Source organism: Streptomyces phytophilus (genome assembly GCF_013870535.1).
Lineage (GTDB): Bacteria > Actinomycetota > Actinomycetes > Streptomycetales > Streptomycetaceae > Streptomyces > Streptomyces phytophilus.
Window position 1 is genome coordinate 1 of the sequence record NZ_JACBXC010000725.1, and the last position, 3,070, is coordinate 3,070.

The window sequence follows — 3,070 nt, forward strand, 5'->3', positions numbered from 1 at the left end:
CCCGGCAGCCCCAGCAGGTCCTCGGTGCTCCCCGCCTCGGCCGGCAGCGTGTCGAGGGCCTCGACGATCGTCCGCTCCTCGAAGCGGAAGTGCGACTCCACGATCGCGCTCAGCCCCTCCAACTCGCCCCGCACGCGCGCCGCGTCCCGCTCGTCCGGCTCCGCGGGCACGCCGTCGAGGACCCGCTCCAGGCTCTGCAGGAGGCCGCTCACCATCGCGTGGTCCTCCGCCATCTTCCCGATCAGCGGCCGCAGGTCGGGGTAGCGCGCGGTGAGCGCGGGGAACGCGCCGCGGTCCTCGCCCGTGTGGTGCGCGGTCAGCGCGGTGCAGAAGGCGAGGCAGTGGGCCTTGAGGTCGCGGGGCCGGGGGCCGCCGGCCAGGTAGTCGTCGGTTTCCGTACGGAGCCGGGCCAAGTCGGCGCGCAGGCCGCGGTGGATGGCGAGGAGTTCCTCGCCGAAGGCGGCGAGCCGCGCACGGGGTTCGGGGGACATGGGGCCATCCGATCACGGCGTACGGGGCCGCCGGACCCGGGGCCCGGGTACCAGCGGCTGGCCAAGTGACCGTCAAGCATCGGCCAAATCCCCGGCATGACCCGCCCCGGGCGGCTCACCAGCGCATACGCTGCACAGCACGGTCCTGTCCCTGCCACGGGCGGCGCGGCAGGGACAGGAGCGGCCCGGCGGCCCGCCGCCCGGTTCAGGGCGTGCGGCCGATGAACGCCAGCAGGCGGGTCTGCACGTCGGCGCTCTCCGGGACCTCGACGCGCGGCCCGTAGTGGCCGCTGCCGCGCAGCACCTCGTCCATCGGCTGCATCCCCGCCAGCAGGGCGGCGCACTTGGCCGGATCCAGCCGCTCGTCCTGGCCGGTCGCCCGGGCCAGATCCCAGGTGTGCATGAAGACGTCGCTCGTGTAGAAGCGGTCGATCGCCTGGGCCAGCGGGAAGTCGCCGGTCTCGGGGTGCGACAGGGTCCTGCCCGCCGTGGCCGGGTCGTCCAGGAGGGCCTGCACGGCGTCGTTGTGCACCTGCCAGGCACCCACCGGGTCCTCGTCCACGGGCGGGCCCTTCGGCAGTTCGATGCCGGCGCCCGCCTTCAGGAAGCCCGGGAACCACTCGACGAGGTGCCGGACGACGTCCCGCGCGACCCACCCCTCGCACGGCGCCGGGTCGTCCCACCTGCCCGCGGCGACGCCGCGGACGCGCGCCGTGAACTCGTCGGCGATCCGGCGGTGTTCCGCGGCGGCCTGGGTGCCGTCGAGCAGCTCGTCCAGCCGCTCGTACCCCTCGCGGATGCCGGTCTCGGCGCCGCTGGCGATCATGCCGTCGCGGGATTCGAGGGAGTCCAGCAGCGAGGTGGTGGTCAGCCGGGTGCGCCCGCCGAGGTCCTCGAAGACGGCGGTCTCCAGGCTGACGCTGTCGGGCATGCCCTCGTAGGTGAAGGTCTGGACGATGCGCTCGGTGGGGCGCACCTCGTGGAACACGCCGTGGAAGGCGTAGTCGTTGCCCGCCTCGTCGGAGTGGACGTAGCGGTACGAGCCGTCGGTGCGGGCGTCGTAGCGCTCGATGGTCATGGTCAGCCCGCGCGGGCCGAGCCACTGGGCGACGAGGTCGGGGTCGGTGTGCGCGCGGAACACCCGCTCCGGCGGGGCCTCGAACTCCCGGGTGATCACGATGGTGGGGAGGGCCGGGTCGACGGTGATCCCGGTCTCGTTGCGGTGGCGGGTGTGCGTGGTGCTCATGAGGCTTCTGCTTCCTTCGTCGTCCGGGGGGTCGGCACCGGCGGACCGTCCTGGGCGTCCATCCGCTCCAGGACGGCGTCCAGGCGGCGGTAGCGGTCCTCCGCCGCGCGCCGGTAGCGCTCGATCCACTTCGTCATGAGGTCGAAGACCTCCGCCTCCAGGTGGCAGGGCCGCCGCTGGGCGTCCCGGCTGCGGCTCACCAGGCCGGCGTCCTCCAGGACGCGGATGTGCTTGGAGACGGCCTGCACGCTGACGTCGTACGGCTCCGCCAGCTCGTTGACGGTGGCGTCGCCCGCGGTGAGGCGGGCCACGATGTCGCGCCTGGTCGGGTCCGCGAGCGCGGAGAACACCAGGGACAGCCGCTCGTCGGGCTCCGGCGCGGGCTCGGGGGCCGAGGTCATGTCACGTCCTCAACTGATCGGTTGAATACACGCTAACCTGCCGCCCGCGATTGGTCAACCGATCGGTTGAATTACCTGGTCGGGCTACGACCGGGTGGTGCTGCAGCTTGCGCCCTGGCGGGCGGGGAGGAGGGGGAAGCGCAGGCGGTAGCGGTTGCGGGAGACCAGGCGGTAGACGGCGGCGGCGGGGCGGCGTACGGGGCGGGCGCCGAGGGCGCGGCCCAGCAGCCGGCCCGCGCGGTTGCCGCTGCGGAGGGTCCCGGCGATGGCCATGGCGCCGCCCGGCGGCGGGGTCACCGCCCGGGGCCCGGCGGGTGCGTGCCCCGCCTCGTCGACGAGCACCACCTCGCGCAGCAGCCGCTCCTCCGGCACCCCGTAGACCTCCGGGTCCACCGACTGCCACGGCACGATCCGCACCTCCGGTGCGAACCGCCGGCGCCCGAAGTCGGCCCACCCCGTGCAGAAGCCGCAGTCACCGTCGTACAGCAGCACCATCGCGCGCCTCCTCCGTCCCGTGCTCCGTCCCGTCCGTCCCCTCCAGCATGAAGTGGTGCGGCAGCCCGGGCAAAGCCGGGGGCGGCCCGGGCGGCAGCGCCAGCCCGGCGCGGGCGAAGAGCGCGCGGTACTCGGCCAGGGTGCGTTCCCGCCCGGCCGTGAGCACCATCATCTCCACGTCGCTCAGCGCCAGCGCCACATCCGCGTCCGGCCGCGTACGGGCCCCGTCCGCCGCCTCCGGCAGGACCAGCGCGGGCACCAGCACCCGCCCGCCGGGCCGCAGCGCCGCCCGGCAGGCGCGCAGCACGCGCACGCAGTCGTCGTCGCCGAAGTTGTGCAGGATGTTCTTCAGCAGGCAGGCGTCGGCCGGGCCGCCGCCCGCCGCCGGGACCGCGGCGAAGAAGTCGCCCGCCACCAGCGCGCACCGGTCCGCGACC

Annotated in this window: 5 protein-coding genes; all 5 read right to left on the minus strand. The window is 74.6% G+C overall.

Annotation, left to right across the window (positions count from 1 at the left end; translation table 11 throughout):
- Positions 1-491 (minus strand): hemerythrin domain-containing protein (locus H5J30_RS24205; RefSeq protein WP_181789484.1); only part of this gene is annotated, 491 nt, incomplete at its 3' end.
- A gap of 205 nt (positions 492-696) precedes the next feature.
- Positions 697-1,737: a TIGR03086 family metal-binding protein gene (locus tag H5J30_RS24210; protein ID WP_181789485.1), complete on the minus strand. Its 1,041-nt coding sequence runs from the start codon at positions 1,735-1,737 to the stop codon at positions 697-699.
- Positions 1,734-2,138 carry an ArsR/SmtB family transcription factor gene (locus H5J30_RS24215; protein WP_181789486.1) on the minus strand — a complete coding sequence of 135 codons (405 nt, stop codon included), beginning with the start codon at positions 2,136-2,138 and terminating at the stop codon, positions 1,734-1,736. The genes H5J30_RS24210 and H5J30_RS24215 overlap by 4 nt, the downstream gene beginning before the upstream one ends.
- A gap of 84 nt (positions 2,139-2,222) precedes the next feature.
- The gene (locus H5J30_RS24220; protein ID WP_181789487.1) at positions 2,223-2,633 is read right to left on the minus strand and encodes a thiol-disulfide oxidoreductase DCC family protein; all 411 of its coding nucleotides are present in this window, start codon (positions 2,631-2,633) and stop codon (positions 2,223-2,225) included.
- A partial coding sequence (locus tag H5J30_RS24225; protein ID WP_258563512.1) for a methyltransferase occupies positions 2,611-3,070 on the minus strand: 460 nt, incomplete at its 5' end. The genes H5J30_RS24225 and H5J30_RS24220, both read right to left, overlap by 23 nt.

Coding starts and splice junctions, on each gene's coding strand:
- H5J30_RS24210 (WP_181789485.1), bottom strand. CDS start 1,737: ATGAGCACCACGCACACCCGCCACCGCAACGAGACCGGGATCACCGTC.
- H5J30_RS24215 (WP_181789486.1), bottom strand. CDS start 2,138: ATGACCTCGGCCCCCGAGCCCGCGCCGGAGCCCGACGAGCGGCTGTCC.
- H5J30_RS24220 (WP_181789487.1), bottom strand. CDS start 2,633: ATGGTGCTGCTGTACGACGGTGACTGCGGCTTCTGCACGGGGTGGGCC.